This is a genomic window from Prochlorococcus marinus str. MIT 0917 (genome assembly GCF_027359575.1).
In the GTDB taxonomy this organism is placed as follows: Bacteria; Cyanobacteriota; Cyanobacteriia; order PCC-6307; family Cyanobiaceae; genus Prochlorococcus_B; species Prochlorococcus_B marinus_D.
Genome location: NZ_CP114784.1, coordinates 1,365,443 through 1,384,786 on the forward strand (window position 1 = coordinate 1,365,443; position 19,344 = coordinate 1,384,786).

The following is a 19,344-nucleotide window of genomic DNA, read 5'->3' on the forward strand; positions in this document are numbered from 1 at the left end:
ATGAGAGAACAAATAGATTGGAAGCAAGAACTACTTGATTCAGCAAACTTCAATGGCAAACAAGAAAAGATATTGAAGCATGGTCAAAAGTCTTTAACTGATAGTTGGTTATTAGGTGCGTTGTATACCCGTTGGAAAAAGATGGAAGGATATCGAGAACCTCCAACTTCTAATTGTCAGAGTTCATTTCTTGAATGGGAAAAGCGACTTGCAAAAAAAGAGTTTTATGTCCTTATTGAGGACGATGTTCTCTATCTAGATTGGTAATGAGATTTCAAGTCACGATGATCGATAAGGAGGAGAAGACTTTTGAAGAAACAATCGTTGCAGGAAATATGGACGAAGCAAAAACGATTGCAAAAGAAAGTAACCCAGAAGCAAAAATAGTTTCTGCTAACTGGGTTTATAAGTGATTTATTTTTACGTTTTTTGAGTCCCCACTTTTCCTTGGATAAACGTTCCACGTGAGTTCCACGTGGTATAATGTGTTTAAGAAACCCTGTCTATGACTGCATTTTGACACCCCATATATAGTGGGAACTATTGAGTGGGAGTAAATATGACTACTGAAGCGTAGTTATATATTAACAAAAATGTATAATTTCTATTTTTATACCAAATCATAACTATGGATTTTCTACAAGTACTACTTACTCATTAGTAATAACTAGACGAGAACTAGCTAATTACTAACCCTTTCTCCAAATAACATCGTGATATTAATTCGGCGATTTTGATATCCTTCTTTGAATTCATAATTATCAGTTTCATGAAATAAATTAGAATTGAAGATAACAGCACGATTTTCGTTATGTGGAATAATTTGTTTATTGCCTTTACTTTTTTTTAGCTCTTCTCGTATTTTTGTTTTGTCATTAGGATTATTGTAAATTCTAAAATCCCAATCATGTGGAGCTTCTACATCGTAGACAATTAAACCACCAGAATTAGAATTTAAGTTGGCTTCTTGAGGAGTAATCCAAAAATTTACATTTATCGCTGCCTGATCTGCGTGAACTTTGATGCCTCTGAGTAATGAATTTTCTTTTTTTGCGCGACTATCATACTTGTAAGCCCATATCTGCTTTATTGGATGATTTTTGAAGATTCTTGGTAATTTCTTGCTTAATTCTTCCGCTATTTGAATAATTAATGGACTAGCTAAACCTTCTTTTAAATAAGCGCCAAGATATCCACCATTTTTAATATCGAACCAAATTGTACTTCCCAGTAAAAATTTGCGAAGAGATTCCAGAGCAGCAGGACTTAAGAAATTATCAATGTAAGTCAGTCCGAATTCATGATCTAAATAGTTCTTTGTAACTTCTTCAATATTTATGGAACTATTCATTGTTTTTTTTTGTAATCTAGGTGCTTCTATTACATGAATTAAACGATTATAGCTATCTTTAAGAAGACTTTGATGTTGATTATTTAGAGTAATTAATTGGGTATCAGATGGCCAATTGATTTCAGCAGAGATTTTTCTATAAAGAATAGCAAGATCAGTAAATTTGTTATTCTCAAAACCTTGTGAAACTAAATATTCAAATTGTTCAATATCATGAATTATTTTAGCTTTACTAATGGTAGTGAATCTTTTATGAGTTAATTCTTTATTATTTTGACCCCTCAGTAAATCAGCACTTTTGGAAAAATGTTTTATAGATAAGTCATGTTCATCTTTTTCAAGGAGTATTAATCCCAAATTGTAATGAGCCTTTGCGTAATCAGGTTTGATTTCAATAGCTTTTCGAATGGATATTTCAGCTTCTTTTAATTTGCCAAGATCTTTCAATGTGTTTCCCAGATTGTAATGCACCTCTGCGAGACTAGGTTTGATTTCAATTGCTTTTCGAATGGATATTTCAGCTTCTTTTAATTTGCCAAGATCTCTCAATATGACTCCATAATTAGAAAAAACCCTGTAATCATGAAAACCTAGATTGATAAATTTTTGATAATGTTTTGATGCTTCTGGAATGTTTCCTTGTGAATGAAAACTGAGTGCTTGATTAATTATTTGTTCTTGAGATCGTTTAGAAGGATTATTCGTATTAATAGTCAGATTTTCCTGATTTTTGTCTAAAGCAAATGGAATTGGATATGTTTTAACTTCAGCGATTTTCTTGCTTCCTTGCTCTTTTTTAAATGAATTATCCATTGTCTCTACCCTTTGATGTCTAGACCTTTACTACTAATTCTAACTTACTTTGTCTGAAATTATTTCTGAACGAAGAGATGTATGACAAGGGGACAAAATCACCGAATGGAAACAGGATGTAATATGATTTACGTAATCTCTATATGAATGTCTAAAACGGAAATATAAAAGGGCAAAAATGTCTCCTACACGTTTCCCATACGTCTCCCACGAGAAGTGTGAGAAAATTAGTTGAGTGAGGAACAGGGATTACAAGGAATATTTGGGGTAGGAACTATTGAGTGGGAGTAAAATACCAGCATAAAACCCAGTCATAGACTGAATACTTGAGTTTCACATGAGTTTCAAATAGAATATTGCTTACCTACTATCAAGGGTTTAGAGGTCTGTGGTTTCACCAAAGTTTCACTTGTCACCTTGTCACCTTCTCTGTAGAAAAGTCGTAGAAGGATTGATTTCTTTATACTTTGGTTCCTGATTTATGGGTAGTAACAGGAGACAAAATGATAATTCATATGCGTTATATGAAGAGTTAGAAGGGCGTTTGCGTGTTGATTCTGCATACATCTATAAATGATAGGTATACCCTACAACTACATTACTTATCGAGTTTCTAAACAAACTATGAAACTTCGATGCTTTTGAGTATTCAGATAGAAATCTTGGAAACCCAGAACTGATACATTCCTCTGAAGGTATTGGGATGTTTCTCTTCAAATGTTGCCCAGTTTTGTAAGTTCGTTTGTTTTTTATCTTCTGGGAAATAGTTTTTGTAGAGTGATTTAATTTGTTGTGGTAGTAAGAAACCTAAGAATTTCAAGGATCTTTGCTTCAATATTTCTTCGAGTTGACTTAGATAAATATAATGCGCTTGATAATGAAAGAAAAAATCACGAACCTCAGATGAAGAGTAGAAATCATTGAAGTTTACAAAATCTTTATTCCCAGGATACTTGCCTGAAAAGACTTCTTCTCTAAATAAATGGATATTTTCTAATGTAGGGTCCAAATTCCTTGAGGATATATGTTGTGCGGCGGCAATTACATCTTTGATCGCAATTCTGCTATATAAACCCAATTTCAGGAAACCATTATTTTTTAAAACACTTACTAATGCTTTCAATCCTTGTGAGGGATCATTCATATGGTGCAATACACCTCCACATTCAATCACATCAAATTTTCTTTTTAGCAAACTAACTTCTAATATATCCATTTGAATTAGTTCAACATTGGTAATCCCAAGTTCATTTACCTTCCTTTGCGCATAAGCAAGACTAGATAAACTTAAATCTATAGCAGTTACTTGAGCATTCTTATACCTTTGCGATTGTAAAATCTGCTGACCTGTACCACACCCAGCAATAAGAATTGTTAATTGATGATTATCTATATTTTGTTTTATATAATTAGGAATAATTTCATTATTAATTGCTTGAATAATAGATATCTTTTGATTTGTTTGATGACTACTATATCTCCATCTAGGATATGGATTTTCTTCATATTGAGATTTTACTTTTTGAGAAATATCATCATTAATTGACCCTAATTTTTTGATATTTTTAGATAATTCAATTTCATTTAGAGGTTCTATTATTTGTAATTTTATTAGTTCTTTAAAACTTTGATGATAAGAAGTAAAAGATTTTAATAAGGGTATCCGATTCAGAAGTTTATATAGCGGAAAATAACAAGATAAAATAGAAACATTTGTTTCACTTAATTCGCCATCTATACATCTATTGATGATTGTATTAATAGATATATTTTCTTCTTCAGTAACTGAATAAATATATTCATTAAAGAAGCATTGCTCACCTAATGTGATAATAAATTGTAATTGCGAGTAATTAATGCTCTTTATATCTTTAGAGATAAGATTGCATATATTTCGTCTTATTTTGGTTAGCAGTGTCTCCAATTCTTGATCAGTAAATATAATCTTTTTAAGTGCATTAATTATGACTTTATCATTAATAATTAAGTCTATTTGTGAAATGTCTGAATCTAATTTTTCTAGATTATTGATTAATTCATTGCTATAAGCAAATTTAAATGAATAGAATAATTCTTTATGAGAGATGTCATTTCTTTCTAGTAGAAGATTTAATATATATTTTAATTTTGATTTGTTTAATTGAGATGGATCTGAATATTTTAGGAATCTAGTTATTGTGGTATAAATATTAGAAAGTGTTGGATTGATATCAATTGCTTTTAGATAAGAATTAAATGCTTCTTGTGATTTGTCAAGATCACTCAATATGTTTCCCAGATTGGAATGCGCTTCTGCGTAATTAGGATTGAGTTGAATTGCTTTGCGAGTGGATAATTCTGCATCTTGTAATTTGCCAAGATCACTCAATATGTTTCCTAGATTGGAATGCGCTTCTGCGTAATTAGGATTGAGTTGAATTGCTTTGCGAGTGGATAATTCTGCATCTTGTAATTTGCCAAGATCTATCAATATGCTTCCCAGATTGGAATGCGCTTCTGCAAAGTTAGTTTTCAATTCAATTGCTTTGCGAATGGATAATTCTGCTTCTTTTAAGTTTCCAAGTTCTTTTAATAAGTTTCCTAGATTGTAATGAGCATTTGCGAAATCAGGTTTAAGTTCAATTGCTTTGCGAATGGATAATTCTGCTTCTTTTAAGTTTCCAAGTTCTTTCAATAAGTTTCCCAGATTGTTATGCGCATCTGCGAAATTTGGATTAAGTTTAAGTGCTTTGCGATATGACAACTCTGCTTCTTGCAATTTACCAACATCATTCAATATTATTCCCAGATTGTTATGTGCCTCTGCAAAATCAGGATTGATTTCAATTGCTTTGAGGTATGATAATTCTGCTTCTTTTAAATTTCCCAGTGCTTGTAATGTGGTTCCAAGATTATAATTTGAATCTGCAAAATCAGGTTTAATTTCAATTGCTTTCCGGTATGATAATTCTGCTTCTTTTAAATTTCCCAGTGATTGTAATATGGTGCCAAAATTAGAAAAAACTCTGTAATCTTTGAAACCTTGATTTATGAACCGTTGATAATATTGTGCTGCTTCTAGAGTGTTTCCTTGTGAATGAAACTTGAATGCTTGTTTAATTAATTGCTCTTTAGAAAATTTAGAGAATTGATTAGTAGTAACAGTAATATTTTCTTTATTTTCCCCTAAAGCAAATGGAACTGCTAATGTTTTCACCTCAGTAATTTTCTTCTTTCCTTCTCCTTTTTGACTAGAACTTTCCACCTTCTCTTACCTTTTATCTCTTGTAATGCTTTCGATTTTACTACTAATTTGAATCCTTATTAATTCTTTCTGAAATCATTTACCACTTATAGAGCGAGAATAAAAATTAGGTCTGTATATTATTTCTCTACAAAAGCATCATTGAGTATATTTTTCTTTGTAATCTTTTGGCACGACTGGGTTTTACGTAGGTTCTACGTGACACCTTTTTACCGTCTCTATGAAGAAATCGTAGAAAGTTGATTTTTTCTACACTTATATAAAATTAATAGAAAAAATTCCTTGTTTTGATTTCTCCAAAAACTCAAAATCTTAGATGCTCTTAAGTGGTTAGATTATATTTTAGAAACCCAGAACTGATGCATACCTGCGATACTCGCGGATGTTGCTTTTCAAACTATCCCAGTTTTGCAAGTTTGTTTTAGGAGGTTATGTCTCGATATTTATCTGTTTGAGTAAGGATTCCTATAGCAGGTTTCAGCATCTCTTTGTAATTTTTCCATCCACCAATTGATTTTGAATTGATTGGGGAACGAACTTGAACATTGCTTGCTGTTGAAACAGACCGTTCATTTAGATGTGGCGATAGATATGAATCATTCCATTTCCAACCTAACCAAGCAATTAAAGATTTAATTACTTGATCAGGATTTCTTACTAATGATTCATAATTTAAGTCGTAAATTTTGGATCTGAATCTATTCTTATATTTTGTCATTACTTCGTCTTGATTTAAATAAACTCTTGCGCAATCCACTAGGGATGAAGAATATTCATTCCCTTTAGCAAAATGTGTTCGGTAGATTGAAAGAATATTATCTAAGGGATCGCGAAAACAGTGAATAATTTTTGCGTTAGGTATTTGCTTGGCAATGATACCTGCGTATTGATAATTATATAAGTTTTTATTAGTTGTTATGTTGGATTGTTTCTTAAGGTCTTTGATTTTATTCCAATATCCCTCAGCAAGTGTTAATACTTGATCACCTTTTTTATTATCTAGGAATGTTTCCATGAGGATATCAGTCTCCCCTAAATCATCAACAATATAATTCATACTAATAATTGATTCCAATAATGTAGAACCACTTCTGGGCATCCCTACAATGAAAATACTCTCTGGTGATTTTGCGTATTCTTGTTGATTAATTTCTTGTTTATCAGATTCAATCAGCAATACTTTAGATTGGTTGATTAAATGATCTGCTATTGATGGCTGAAGAATAAGTTTTAAATTATTTGCCAATATAAGATATTTTGCACTTGCTTTATAATGTTTTTCCTTATGACAAATATTTGCTCTTGCTAAGTAAATTTTTACTTGATCTTTTTGTGATTTGTTATTTAAGATACTTTTAGAAAAGAGTTGATTCTGCCATTTATTATTTTCATCAGAAAATTTAAGTAACGATAGTGAATAGTATGCTTCTGTGAAATCAGGGTTGATTTCAATTGCTTTGCGAGTAGATAATTCTGCTTCTTGTAATTTACCAAGATCTTTCAATATGATTCCCAGGTTGGAATGGGCTTCTGCAAAATTAGGATTTATTTCAATTGCTTTGCGAGTGGATAATTCTGCGTCTTGAAATTCGCCATAATCTCTCAATATGCCTCCTAGATTGTAATATCCTTTTGCGTAATTAGGTTTAATTTTTATTGCTTTGCGATATGAGATTTCTGCTTCTTGTAATTTACCAAGATCTATCAATACGTTTCCCAGATTGGAATGCGCCTCTGCGTAATAAGGATTGATTTCAATTGCTTTGCGGCAAGACAATTCTGCTTCTTGTAATTTACCAAGATCTCTCAATATGATTCCCAGATTGGAATGGGCTTCTGCAAAATAAGGATTGATTTCAATTGCTTTGCGGCATGATAATTCTGCTTCTTTTAAGCTTCCAAGATCTTGCAATATGATTCCATAATTAGAAAAAACCCTGTGATCTTTAAATCCTTCATTGATGAAATATTGATAATATTTAGTTGCTTCTAAAATATTTCCTTGTGAATGAAACTTAAATGCTTGATTGATTATTTGTTCTTTAGAAGGTTTAGAAGGAGTATTGGTATTAACAGTAAGATTTCCTTTGCTTTCTCTTAATGGAAATGGAACTGCAAATGTTTTCACCTTTGTAATTTTACTCATTTCTTCTCCTTCTTGACTAGAACTATCCATCTTTTCTTATTTCTTCTATCTTTTGCTTCTTCCGATTTTACTACTAAGTTCAATTTTTATTCATTCTTTCTGAAATCATTTACCACTTATAGAGCGAGAATAAAATTAGGTCTGTATATTATTTTTCTACAAGAACATTGTTGAGTATATTTTCCCTTGTAATTCATTGGCATGACAGCGTTTCACGTGGGTTACATGTGCTATATGTAAAGAAGTAACCCGTTAGTATGACTGAGGTTTATGGTATGCTCTTTTGCGATTGATTATTTAGTGGGGGTGAATATAACTACTAATAGATAGTTATAAAATAACAGTTCTAGTTCCACGTGAAACCAAGGTAGAAAATTAATGAACTTAGTTCCAATGGTTTTGGGAGACGACTTTCACACGATTATTGTCTGATGCAATAGGGCAACTATCACAGTACCACACTATGTTTTTGCACTACATATAGCAGGAACTATCAATGGGGATAAATACTCTACAAAAGGTAGATATAGAATGAAAAATAGAGTTGTCATAATTTTGCTTCCTGATATTTGGTGACGAAATAACAGGGATTTAAACCCCCGTGCTTGTCAGCGTCTCCATGAAGAAATCGTAGAAAGATGGTTTTCTCTACAAAATCAAGAATTAGAAGCTCTTTGAGGATTCAGGTAGTCATTTTAGAAACCCAGAACTGATACATTCCTCTGAAGGTATGTGGCTGTTTTTCTTCAAATTTTTCCCAGTTTTGTAAGTTTGTTTGTTTTTTATCCTCTGGGAAATATTGCTTATAGAGTGATTTAACTGGTTTTGGAAGCAAGAATCCAAGAAACTCTAATTCATTAGATTTGAGAGTTTCTTGTAGTTGCTTAATGGTGAATCTATGTTCTTGGGTGTGAAAGCATAGATCACGGCACTCCGATAATGCGTAAAAGTCCTTAAATGTTGTTAATGAGTTTAAATCTTCTAACTCACCCGAAATAATTTTTTGTCTAAAACTACGAATGTTATCCTCATTTGGTTGAATTTGTTTGCTGGTAATATAATTTCTTGCTTTAACTATATCTTGTCTTGCTACTTCGCTATATAAACCGAATTTAAGAAAACCATTATTTTTTAAAACACTTACTAATGCTTTCAAACCTTTTGAGGGATCATACATATGGTGTAAAACACCCGAACATATAATAAGATCAAACTTTTTTTCTAGTAAACTTATTTCCAAGATATCCATCTGAATTAGTTCAACATTATCAATTCCAAGTTCATTTACTTTCCTTTGAGCATATGCAAGGCTAGATAAACTTAAATCTATAGCAGTAACATGAGCATCCTTATAACTCTGTGTATGTAAGATTTGATTACCTGTTCCACATCCCGCTACTAGAACATTTAATTGACTATCTACATTACTAGAACTGATATAATTAGGTTTGATTTCATTATTAATTCCTTGTGAAATAGATATTTTTTGACTTTCTGAATTATTTCCATATCTCCATCTAGGATATGGATTCTTTTCATATTGAGATTTTACTTTTTGAGAAACATAATCATTAATTGATCCTAGTTTTGTTATCTTTTTAGACAAGCAAATTTCTTTTAGAGGTTCTGATATTTGCAATTCTATTAGTCCTTTAAAACTTTTATTAGATGAATCAAACGATTTTAAAGATGGTATTTGTTCAGTAAGTTTATATAATGGGAAATAACAAGATAAAATCGCAATATTTGTTTCATTTACTTCCCCCTCTTTACATCTTTGGATGATTGTGTTAACAGATATATTTTCTTCTTGAGTAAATAAATAAATATATTCATTCAAGAAGCATTGCTCTCCTAATGCAATAAGAAATTGTAATTGTTGATAATTAATAGTCTCTATATTTTTCGCGATACGATCGCATATAGTTCTTCTTACTTTTGTTAGCAGTTCCTCCAACTTTTGATCACAAAAGATAGTCTTTTTAATTGCATTAATTATGACTTTATTATTGATAAGTAATTCTATTTGGGAGAAGTCTGAATCTAATTTTTCTAGAATAAGGGTTATTTCATTTCTATATAAAAAGTGAAATGCATTGAATAATTCTTCATGAGGAACATCATTCTTCTCTAGCAAAAGATTTATGATATATTTTAATTTTGATTTATTTAATTGGGATGGGTCTGAATCTTTGAGGAATCTAGTTATTACGGGATAAATATTAGAACGTCTTGGATTGATTTCAATTGCTTTCAGATAAGAATCAAATGCGTCTTCTGATTTGCCAAGATCTTTCAGTATATTTCCCAGATTTAAATGCACATCTACGTAATCAGGTTTAATTTCAATTGATTTACGGTATGACAATTCTGCTTCTTGTAATTTGCCAATATCTCTTAACAAATTTCCCAGATTTAAATGAGCATCTGCATAATCAGATTTAATTTCAATTGCTTTGCGATATAACACTTCTGCTTCTTTTGATTTACCAACATCTTTTAACAAATTTCCCAGATTGTAATAAGGATTTGCGAAATCAGGTTTAATCTCAATTGCTTTGCGATATAACACTTCTGCTTCTTTGGATTTACCTAGACCTTTTGAAATTGCTCCATAATTAGAAAAAACTCTGTGATCTTTGAATCCTTGATCTATGAAATATTGATAATATTTTGCTGCTTCTAAAGTATTTCCTTGTGCATGAAACTTAAATGCTTGATTGATTATTTGTTCTTTAGAGGGTTTAGAACGCGTATTTGTATTAATAGTAATATTGGTTTTGATTTCTCCTAAAGCTAATGGAACTGGGAATGTTTTCACCTCAGTAATTTTCTTTTTTTCTTTTCTTTCTTTAGTAGAACTATCCATCTTCTCTTATCTTTTCTCTCTTTTGGTTCTTCTGACTTTACTACCAATTTCAACCCTTATTAATTCTTTCTGAAATCAATTACCACTTATAGAGCGAGAATCAAAAGTAGCTCTGTATATTATTTCTATACAAAAGCATCATTGAGTATATTTTTCCCTGTAATCCATTGGTAAAAATGGATTTCACGTGCTACATTTAAAGAAAAAAGCCGTTGGTATCACTAGGTTTGAGGGGGGGGGTACTCTTTTGTTAAGATCTATTGAGTGGGAGTAGCGGGGACGTCTACTTTTCAGTGATAATTTGATTTATTTGGTTTCACGTCGGTTTCATCCGTTACCTTGTCACCTTCTCTATAGAGAAGTCTTAGAAGAATCCATTTCTCTACATATCTAACAAGTTAGATGCTCTTTAATAATTAAGTTAGTCATTTGACAAACCCAGAACTGATACATACCTACTTAAAGTCGTGGGATATTGCTTTTCAAATCTTGAACATTTTTTCTTTGTAGCTATTACTATTTGATTGTTATATCAAATGAGATACTTCCTCTTGTGTAAGCAGCTTTATAAGGAATAGTCCCGTGCCAAAGATACGATGGAAACAATATAAACATTCCAACTTTTGGCTTTATTAATTTGATCTCTTTTTCTCCGCCAAAGTGAGGTAATTTATAGCCTGAACGATTGAATTCGATCCATCCAGCATTTGATTTGTTTTTTTCAACTTTTGGTTCATCTAAATAATAAACACCGCTTAACCATCCATTATTGTGGATATGATTTGACTGGAAATCTCCTGGCTCTAAAAAATTTACCCAGCAATTATCAATAGATGCTTGATCAATTTGTTTTCTTAAAAAAGGGTGATCAAAATCTACTGGTAAATCTTTTATATAAATTTCTATAGCTTGAGATAACATTCTATGAAATTGTGAAATGAAGGGATTGCTCATATCTTCAAATAATGCTCTTATCACAGTACCCCCTCTAATTGCCCATCCAATTTGATTTTCTTCAGTTTTTCTACGAGGATCTACCAATAATGAATTTCTGAATTTCTTATTAAATTCAAAAATGTCTTCTTTGATTAGGTTTTGGCTATAAATTTTTTTGACTAGTTTTGGAAAGTTAATTAATTTGTTAAATTCATCGAATTTATTGACTCCTCTTAACGCAATAGTTTTGTACGCTAATGCTCTCGTATCACTTTGATTTTTTTCAAGAAATTTGTCGATTAGAATTAAAGCATTTTGAGGCTTTTTTTCTTTTAGATATAAACTCGCAAACCCCATATACATATCTAAATCAGGCTTTAAAAGCTGGGCTTTCGTGAAACTATTTTTTGCTTCTTTTAATTTGTTATTTAATTCTAATATTGAGCCCAGAATTAAATAATTATCTGGGGAATCAGAATTAATTTCAATTGCTTTACGAGTGTATAATTCTGCTTCTTCTAATTTGCCAAGATCTCTCAATATAATTCCCAGATTTAAATGCGCCTGTGCGTAATCAGGTTTAATTTCAATTGATTTACGGTATGACAATTCTGCTTCTTGTAATTTGCTAATATCTTTTAATAAATTTCCCAGATTTAAATGAGCATCTGTGTAATCAGGTTTAATTTCAATTGCTTTGCGATATAACACTTCTGCTTCTTGTAATTTACCAATAGCTTGTAACAAATTTGCCAGATTGTAATGAGCATCTGCGAAATCAGGTTTAATTTCAATTGCTTTGCGATATAACACTTCTGCTTTTTTTGATTTACCTTGACCTTGTGAAATTGCTCCATAATTTGAATAAACTCTGGGTTCATTGAATCCTTGATCTATGAAATATTGATAATATTTTGCTGCTTCTAAAGTATTTCCTTGTGAATGAAACCTAAATGCTTGATCGATTATTTGTTCTTTAGAGGGTTTAGAACGCGTATTTGTATTAATAGTAATATTGGTTTTGATTTCTCCTAAAGCAAATGGAACTGGGAATGGTTTCACCTCAGTAATTTTATTTTTTCGTCGCTCTTCTTTCTCCGAACCTTTCGTTTTTTTTCTATCCATAGATTTCAATTGTTTTACTACTAATACTAATCTTTGTTTACTCTATCTTAAATGAGTTCTGAACTGATACAACGAAAATAAAAATTAGCTTTTTATATTATTTCTCTACCTAGAGACATACATAAGTAGTAGAAAAGAATCAAACCGAAATTGATGTAATATGATTTATATAATCTCCAAATCAATGTCTAAATCACCAATATAAACGGAGAAAAACTATTGAGTGTGATCCAAGCATACGTCTACTGCTGAAGGATAACTTGATTTATATGTTTTGATATGGCGTCTTATCTCGGTCTCTATGGAGAAATCTAAGAAAGATGGTTTTCTCTACAAAATCAATTACTTTTATGTGCTGATAGTGGTTAAATCTCCGTTTTAGAAATTCAGAACTGATATATACCTGAAAAAGTTAATGGGAATTTCTTTTCTAATTATGCACAGTTTGGGAAGCTTATTTGTTTCTTATCTTCTTGACTTGAAAAAGATAGGATAATATCTCTAAGAAATTAATTAGCAAAACAGATCCATCCAGTAATGATATATTTTGAACCTTCTCTTAAAATGTTACCTCTATGTGCGTGAGTCCATTCAGCAGGCCATATTAAAGTTAGTCCTTTTCTTGGTTGTATTTCAAGATCATAATGACTGAAATATGTTGAACCACCTTCTTCAACATCATTTAAGTAGGTCATAAAAGCAAAAATACGGTGAGAACTATCTATGCTTGTTCGCTCAGTATGTATTGCCTTGAAATGTTGGCCAGGTTTATATCTTTGAAGATTGAAGGAACTAATTTCTAATTTTTGAGCTAAATTTTTTAAAAAAGGCCATTCGTCTATATAGTTTTTATAGCATATAAAAAGTTCTTCAAAATAAGCCTTAAATGCTTCATTACCAGGTAGAATAATTTCTTTTGGTTGAATCAAAATATCACTACTATCTTTGATATTAGGATTAATCCCACTCACTGTGATTCCTTTTTTTTGTTTGGCTAAATTGAGTTCAAAATAGCTAATAAGATCGTCACATATAGATAATGATTCTAGGGTCCAAGATCCAATAAAATGAGGATTAAGATTATTTGTTTTTATGAAATTTTTTTTCATTTAATTAATGATAATATTAGAGTTTTTATAATTGAAATTAATGGACCCATATGCTTCTCTAATCTTCAATATACCCTCCTTCAACTTACCAGTCTTCAAAAGTATAGTACCTATGCCTGCTTTTGCTTCATCAAAGTTGTTATCAAGATTAAACGCATCTTCGTAGGATAAAATAGCTTCTTTTAAATTTCCAAGATCTTTCAATATGGTTCCCAGATTGGAATGAGCCTCTATGAAATCAGGATTAAGTTCAATTGCTTTACGAGTAGATAATTCTGCTTCTTTTAAGTTTCCAAGATCTCTCAATATGTTGCCCAGATTTGAATGAGCTTCTGCGAGATTAGGATTAAGTTCAATTGCTTTACGAGTGGATAATTCTGCTTCTTTTAATTTGCCAAGATTACTCACTATGCTTCCCAGATTTAAATGTGCTTTTGGCTCATTAGGATTAAGTTCAATTGCTTTACGAGTAGATAATTCTGCTTCTTTTAATTTGCCAAGATCTCTCAATATACTTCCTAGATTAGAATGAGCATTAGCAAAATCAGGATTAAGTTCAATTGCTTTACGATATGACAATTCTGCTTCATGTAGTTTGCACATATTTTGCAGCGTATTACCTAGATTGTAATGCGCCACTGCGAAATTAGGATTCAGTTCAATTGCTTTGCGTTGGTAGAATTCTGCTTCTTTTAAATTTCCAAGATCTTTCAATATGGTTCCCAGATTGGAATGAGCTTCTATGAAATCAGGATTAAGTTCAATTGCTTTACGAGTAGATAATTCTGCTTCTTTTAAATTTCCAAGATCTTTCAATATGGTTCCCAGATTGTAATGAGCATCTATGAAATCAGGATTAAGTTCAATTGCTTTACGAGTAGATAATTCTGCTTCTTTTAAATTTCCAAGTGCTTGTAATATGGTTCCCAGATTGTAATGAGCATCTATGAAATCAGGATTAAGTTCAATTGCTTTGCGGTATGATAATTCTGCTTCTTTTAAATTTCCAAGTGCTTGTAATATGGTTCCATAATTAGAAAAAACTCTGTGATCTTTGAAACCTTGATTTATGAAATATTGATAATATTTTGCTGCTTCTGGAATATTTCCTTGTGAATGAAAACTCAATGCTTTATTGATGATTTGTTCTTTAGAGGGTGTAGAACGCGTATTTGTATTAATAGTAATATTGGTTTTGATTTCTCCTAAAGCAAATGGAACTGGGAATGGTTTCACCTCAGTAATTTTCTTTTTTTCTTCTCTTTCTTGACTAGAATTATCCATTTTCTGTCTTTTGATTCTTTCCATTTTACTACTAATTTCAATACTTATTAATTTTTTCTGAAATCATTTATTACTTATAGAGCAAGATTAACTAATACTTGCAATATACTTTATACGATTATTAATAAAATCAACTCATGGAATAGTACTTATCCTGGTTCATCGCTGAACTTTGTCAGTTTGTCACGGGTTTGTCACGATAAAAAAATCCCTGAGAACCCAGTTATATCATCTTTCTTTTGGGTAGTTACTATTGAGTGCGAGTATTAATGACTACTACAAGGTAGTTATAGAGTAAAAGTTGTAGTCCACGTGAGTCTAAAGTAAAATTTATAAACCTGTTTCCAATGGTGTTGAGAGACGTGTTTTACGTGAGTTTTACGTGACCTTTTGTCACCTTTTCTGTAAAGACATCCTAGAAAGAGTATTTTCTCTACACTTGTGATTAATTTTTCAAGGTTTAGTTACTCAAATTTATTTACGACTTCTCTACATATTTACAACGTTTTGATATCAATCAAGTACCTTGTTCATACGGAGATCCTGTATTAATTAGGATTGCTTTCTTTGAGAATATTTTAGTACAGATATGCTATTTCTTGGCTTTGGGGTCGTCAGGTGATCAGAGGAAAAATCAGCAAGATTTGCCTATGTTATAGGCATTCCTATTCTAGTCTGTATGCAGTGATGAATGAATTACGTCTAAGAATCTATAAGGAGATAATTAATGACTCTCCAGATGGAAGAACTTCTGTATTTAATAAAATTTGTGGTGTTACCATTTTTATTTCGATTTTTTTCGCAGTTATTGTTACTGAAAACTCAATTGATTATCAATTTGGTGATCAGATAGATCTTTTGGATTGGATTATTGGTGGTTTATTTTGCGTTGAATATTTTTGTCGCTTATGGGTCGCACCACTTGAAAAGAAATTTGGAAAAGGTTGGAGAGGTGTTTTGCGTTATATGGTCTCACCAATGGCAATTATTGATGTCATTGCAATCGTCCCATCTTTTATAGGTGTTCGTGCTGAATTGAAAATTCTAAGGATTATTCGTCTTTTAAGAATATTGAAAATTGGAAGAAGTGAAAAGTTTAAGCAAAGTATCTATCACTTTAATTACGCACTTCGATCAAAGAGTCAAGAATTACAAATCTCGATTTTTTATACAGTTTTACTTTTGTTGATCAGTAGCACTTTTATGTATCTTGCTGAATCTTCTATTCAACCAGAATTGTTAGGATCAATTCCAAGATGTCTTTGGTGGTCAATTACAACTGTCAGTGCTGTTGGATATGGAGATTCGATACCAGTTACAGCAGTTGGAAAAACAATTGCATCGATAACTTCTCTTATGGGCATTGCTGCAATAGCAATACCTACTGGAATACTTGCATCTGGATTCAGTGAATCTATTGGGATAGAAGATAAAAATAAAAACGTATCTAATGACAATGAGTTGGATACGAATATTTAAAAAAAAATGATATTCAAATCAAAGAACGGAAAATTTTTTTCCAAAGAAGAAGCAATAGATTTAATGGTGTCATTGACTGTAACTGACGCTAATTCAGAAAAGAAGTGGAGAGGTTTCTATAACTCTTTATCGCAGACAGAATTGCATTGTGAGTGGGATGAGTATTGGACAACTTGAGTACCCACAGTTCAGTATCAACCAAATCCACCCATATTAGTGAATAACGCTTTTTTCTAGTACTAAATCGACTAATTGTTTTTCTATTGAGTTTAGAAATTTTTCTACACCAACTAGCTCTTTATGTTTTTTAGTAGTTTTAGCTCTTTATCTATATTTTTTAGCTTTATCGCAGTCATATCTATTTGTTTGATTTCTAGGATTGTACTTTTATCGATTAGTTCTCCTAGAGAGACTGGAGTGAGCATAGAAGATAGGTATTTAACTTTTGAACTCATACTTTTGTCTCAATTTCTTTTTTAATTGAGCTGGATACTCTCTCCAAAACCTCTTGCCAATTATTTCGCTCTTTTTGTCGGAATAATCTCATTGATGGGTACCAAAATGTATTTTCTCCTTGAAGTCCCCATATCCATCCTGGAACATAGTGAAGAAGTAACCAGGTAGATTTTCCCATCCCTCCAGCTAAATGAGCTATGGAAGTATCACTGGTAATGATTAAATCACAATTTTCAATAATGCCAGCAATTTCAAGGAAATCCCATGTGTTATTAATTTGTGGTTGGCATTCAACAAACTTATTTTTAAATGAACAATGATCTAATTGCTCTGAACCAAATGCTTTTTGTAGTGATAGAAAATTGAAATTATTATTTCTAGCAATAGTAGAGAAAGTTTCTAAAGGTAGTGAGCGTCCCTTTAGAGCTTGCTTTTCGGCATTTGGATTTCCTTGCCAATTAATACCTATAATTGGTCTTCTTTCATTAGAAAGAATGTTTTCCCATTTTTTGACGAATTCAACAGATGGAAAAATATACGGATCATTAATGATTGGATTGTCTGGTCTTACTTGTAAATATCGCGGTAAAGATAAGAGTGGAATCCATGTCCCTTCTGAAACTTTTATAGTTTGTTCAGGAGTTAATGGATTTGTTTCAATGCCTGATGATTTAATTAAAGTATGTAGTTCTTCCTGAGCACAAAAAGAAACATCTAGACCTTGACTTCTTAGATAAGGAATATAACGCATATTTTGCAAAGTATCGCCTAAACCTTGTTCACTAATGACTAAAAGTTTTTCTCCTTTTTTTAATTTTTTATGCTCGATTCGTTTTAGGTTTGTATTACCGTGAGTACAAGCAGGCTGCTCTGTTTTGAATCTAAATTCATAGTTTTCTAAACCATTTTTATAGTCACCTTGAAGTAGTTCAAGTAATGAAAGATTCCAAAATGCGTCTGCGTAATCAGGTTTGATTTCAATTGCTTTGCGATATGACAATTCAGCTTCTTTGAATTTGCCAAGATCGATCAATATGATTCCGAGATTGTAATGTGCCTCTGCAAAATCAGGTTTAAGTTCAATTGCTTTGCGGTATGACAATTCAGCTTCTAGTAATTTGGCAAGATCTTTCAATACGTTGCCTAGATTGGAATGTGCCATTGCGAAATCAGGTTTGATTTCAATAGCTTTGCGATATGACAATTCAGCTTCTTGTGATTTGCCAAGATCGCTCAATATGATTCCGAGATTGTAATGTGCCTCTGCAAAATCAGGTTTAAGTTCAATAGCCTTGCGATATGACAATTTTGCTTCTAGTAATTTGCCAAGATCTTTCAATATTTTTCCAAGATTGTAATGTGCCTCTGAGAAATCAGGTTGGATTTCAATAGCTTTACGTAGTGATAATTCAGCTTCTAGTAATTTGCCAAGATCTTTCAATACGTTGCCTAGATTGGAATGTGCCATTGCGAAATCAGGTTTGATTTCAATAGCTTTACGTAGTGATAATTCAGCTTCTTGTAATTTGCCAAGATCTTTCAATACGTTGCCTAGATTGGAATGTGCCATTGCGAAATCAGGATTAAGTTCAATAGCTTTGCGAGTAGATAATTCAGCTTCTTGTAATTTGCCAAGATCTTTCAATACGTTGCCTAGATTGTAATTCGCTGCTAAGAAATCAGGTTTGATTTCAATTGCTTTGCGGTATGACAATTCAGCTTCTTGTAATTTGGCAAGATCTTTCAATACGTTGCCTAGATTGGAATGTGCCATTGCGAAATCAGGTTTGATTTCAATAGCTTTGCGATATGACAATTCAGCTTCTTGTAATTTGCCAAGATCGCTCAATATGATTCCAAGATTGTAATGTGCCTCTGAGAAATCAGGTTTGATTTCAATTGTTTTATGGTATGACAATTTTGCTTCTTGTAATTTGCCAAGATCTTTCAATAAGCTTCCGAGATTGTAATGTGCCATTGCGAAATCAGGTTTGATTTCAATTGTTTTATGGTATGACAATTTTGCTTCTTTTAATTTGCCAAGATCTTTCAATACGTTTCCCAGATTGTAATTCGCCTCTGCGAAATCAGGTTTGATTTCAATTGCTTTGCGAATATATAATTCTGCTTCTTGTAATTTGCCAAGATCTTTCAATATGTTTCCGAAATTAGCAAAAACTCTGTGATCTTTGAAACCTTGATTTATGAAATCTTGATATAGTTTTGCTGCTTCTGGAATATTGCCTTGCGAATGAAATTTAAATGCTTGATTAATTATTTGTTCTTTAGAAGGTTTAGAAGGCGTATTTATATTAATAGTAATATTTCCTTGATTCTCTGTTAAATGAAATGGAACTGGGAATATTTGGACTTTAGGGATCTTCTTGTTTTCTTTCTTTTCTTTCTGAGGCTTCTTCATTTGTTCCTTCTTCACTTTCATTTCAAATATTTTACGCCTAGTTTTAATGCAGTCTGTTTGAAATCATTTTTTGTTCTTATTGAGTGAGAAAAAAATAGTTCTTTGTATTATTT

Annotated in this window: 12 protein-coding genes; 3 read left to right on the forward strand and 9 right to left on the reverse strand. The window is 31.7% G+C overall.

Annotation, left to right across the window (positions count from 1 at the left end):
- Complete coding sequence (locus O5637_RS07710) at positions 1-267, forward strand: hypothetical protein (protein ID WP_269603947.1); 267 nt, start codon at positions 1-3, stop codon at positions 265-267.
- Between the two features lie 17 nt (positions 268-284).
- The gene (locus O5637_RS07715) at positions 285-413 is read left to right on the forward strand and encodes a hypothetical protein (RefSeq protein WP_269603948.1); all 129 of its coding nucleotides are present in this window, start codon (positions 285-287) and stop codon (positions 411-413) included.
- 269 nt (positions 414-682) lie between these two features.
- Here O5637_RS07715 and O5637_RS07720 read toward each other — a convergent pair whose 3' ends face one another.
- The 7 genes from O5637_RS07720 to O5637_RS07750 all read right to left on the reverse strand — a co-directional run bounded on the left by O5637_RS07720 (position 683) and on the right by O5637_RS07750 (position 14,877).
- Positions 683-2,164, reverse strand: coding sequence for a tetratricopeptide repeat protein (locus O5637_RS07720; protein WP_269603950.1), 1,482 nt, complete (start codon positions 2,162-2,164; stop codon positions 683-685).
- Positions 2,165-2,813: 649 nt separating this feature from the next.
- Positions 2,814-5,408, reverse strand: coding sequence for a tetratricopeptide repeat protein (locus O5637_RS07725; protein WP_269603952.1), 2,595 nt, complete (start codon positions 5,406-5,408; stop codon positions 2,814-2,816).
- Positions 5,409-5,829: 421 nt separating this feature from the next.
- Positions 5,830-7,584, reverse strand: coding sequence for a sulfotransferase family protein (locus O5637_RS07730; RefSeq protein WP_269603954.1), 1,755 nt, complete (start codon positions 7,582-7,584; stop codon positions 5,830-5,832).
- 652 nt (positions 7,585-8,236) lie between these two features.
- A complete protein-coding gene (locus O5637_RS07735) occupies positions 8,237-10,423 on the reverse strand; it encodes a class I SAM-dependent methyltransferase (RefSeq protein ID WP_269603955.1) in 2,187 nt (728 codons plus the stop codon).
- A gap of 516 nt (positions 10,424-10,939) precedes the next feature.
- A complete protein-coding gene (locus O5637_RS07740) occupies positions 10,940-12,484 on the reverse strand; it encodes a tetratricopeptide repeat protein (protein ID WP_269603957.1) in 1,545 nt (514 codons plus the stop codon).
- A gap of 509 nt (positions 12,485-12,993) precedes the next feature.
- Positions 12,994-13,593 carry a 2OG-Fe(II) oxygenase gene (locus tag O5637_RS07745; protein WP_269603959.1) on the reverse strand — a complete coding sequence of 200 codons (600 nt, stop codon included), beginning with the start codon at positions 13,591-13,593 and terminating at the stop codon, positions 12,994-12,996.
- Positions 13,594-14,877, reverse strand: a complete 1,284-nt coding sequence (locus tag O5637_RS07750; RefSeq protein WP_332299745.1) for a tetratricopeptide repeat protein — start codon at positions 14,875-14,877, stop codon at positions 13,594-13,596.
- A 687-nt stretch (positions 14,878-15,564) separates the two neighbouring features.
- Between O5637_RS07750 and O5637_RS07755 the strand changes: the two genes are divergently transcribed.
- Positions 15,565-16,356: a potassium channel family protein gene (locus O5637_RS07755; RefSeq protein ID WP_269603961.1), complete on the forward strand. Its 792-nt coding sequence runs from the start codon at positions 15,565-15,567 to the stop codon at positions 16,354-16,356.
- A gap of 290 nt (positions 16,357-16,646) precedes the next feature.
- Here O5637_RS07755 and O5637_RS07760 read toward each other — a convergent pair whose 3' ends face one another.
- Entirely contained in the window at positions 16,647-16,811 is a 165-nt protein-coding gene (locus O5637_RS07760) for a hypothetical protein (RefSeq protein WP_269603963.1), read from the reverse strand.
- Positions 16,808-19,231 carry a tetratricopeptide repeat protein gene (locus tag O5637_RS07765; RefSeq protein ID WP_269603965.1) on the reverse strand — a complete coding sequence of 808 codons (2,424 nt, stop codon included), beginning with the start codon at positions 19,229-19,231 and terminating at the stop codon, positions 16,808-16,810. Before O5637_RS07765 ends, O5637_RS07760 begins: the two co-directional genes overlap by 4 nt.
- Between the last annotated feature and the right edge of the window lie 113 nt (positions 19,232-19,344).

Coding starts and splice junctions, on each gene's coding strand:
- O5637_RS07710 (WP_269603947.1), top strand. CDS start 1: ATGAGAGAACAAATAGATTGGAAGCAAGAACTACTTGATTCAGCAAAC.
- O5637_RS07715 (WP_269603948.1), top strand. CDS start 285: ATGATCGATAAGGAGGAGAAGACTTTTGAAGAAACAATCGTTGCAGGA.
- O5637_RS07720 (WP_269603950.1), bottom strand. CDS start 2,164: ATGGATAATTCATTTAAAAAAGAGCAAGGAAGCAAGAAAATCGCTGAA.
- O5637_RS07730 (WP_269603954.1), bottom strand. CDS start 7,584: ATGGATAGTTCTAGTCAAGAAGGAGAAGAAATGAGTAAAATTACAAAG.
- O5637_RS07735 (WP_269603955.1), bottom strand. CDS start 10,423: ATGGATAGTTCTACTAAAGAAAGAAAAGAAAAAAAGAAAATTACTGAG.
- O5637_RS07740 (WP_269603957.1), bottom strand. CDS start 12,484: ATGGATAGAAAAAAAACGAAAGGTTCGGAGAAAGAAGAGCGACGAAAA.
- O5637_RS07745 (WP_269603959.1), bottom strand. CDS start 13,593: ATGAAAAAAAATTTCATAAAAACAAATAATCTTAATCCTCATTTTATT.
- O5637_RS07750 (WP_332299745.1), bottom strand. CDS start 14,877: ATGGATAATTCTAGTCAAGAAAGAGAAGAAAAAAAGAAAATTACTGAG.
- O5637_RS07755 (WP_269603961.1), top strand. CDS start 15,565: ATGAATGAATTACGTCTAAGAATCTATAAGGAGATAATTAATGACTCT.
- O5637_RS07760 (WP_269603963.1), bottom strand. CDS start 16,811: ATGAGTTCAAAAGTTAAATACCTATCTTCTATGCTCACTCCAGTCTCT.
- O5637_RS07765 (WP_269603965.1), bottom strand. CDS start 19,231: ATGAAGAAGCCTCAGAAAGAAAAGAAAGAAAACAAGAAGATCCCTAAA.